Source organism: Pseudomonas sp. YuFO8 (genome assembly GCF_035065025.1).
In the GTDB taxonomy this organism is placed as follows: Bacteria; Pseudomonadota; Gammaproteobacteria; order Pseudomonadales; family Pseudomonadaceae; genus Aquipseudomonas; species Aquipseudomonas putida_AE.
On the sequence record NZ_JAXDEQ010000209.1, the window covers coordinates 1 to 386 of the forward strand.

Genomic DNA, 386 nt, shown 5'->3' on the forward strand with positions numbered 1-386 from the left:
CTCGTTCCTTTACACCACTCCTGCCGACAATTGCCCCACACGCGGCACTCGCCGCTAAACGGAGAGACTTCCATGAGCGTTCTGGACGGGGTGTCACTGCTATTGGCCGTGGCGCTGTTCATTTATCTGCTGGTTGCGCTGTTACGCGCGGATCGGAACTAGGAGCGGGCCATGCACAGTTATGACTATTGGCTGATCATTGCCTTCTTTGCGGTGGTGCTGGTGCCGGCCCCGTTCCTGGGGCGGTTCTATTACAAGGTGATGGAAGGGCAGCGCACCTGGCTCACGCCGGTATTTGGCCCGGTGGAGCGTGCCTGTTATCGCTTGTCCGGCGTGGATGAGCATCAAGAACAAAGCTGGCAGAAATACATGCTGGCCTTGCTTGC

2 protein-coding genes are annotated in these 386 nt (G+C 58.0%); both read left to right on the top strand.

Translation table 11 applies throughout. The annotated features are described in order from the left end of the window. Positions 1-72: 72 nt before the first annotated feature. A complete protein-coding gene (kdpF, locus tag SOP95_RS32020; protein WP_003218754.1) occupies positions 73-162 on the top strand; it encodes a K(+)-transporting ATPase subunit F in 90 nt (29 codons plus the stop codon). 9 nt (positions 163-171) lie between these two features. Beyond that, positions 172-386: potassium-transporting ATPase subunit KdpA (locus SOP95_RS32025; RefSeq protein ID WP_323609595.1), on the top strand; the 215-nt coding region annotated here is incomplete at its 3' end.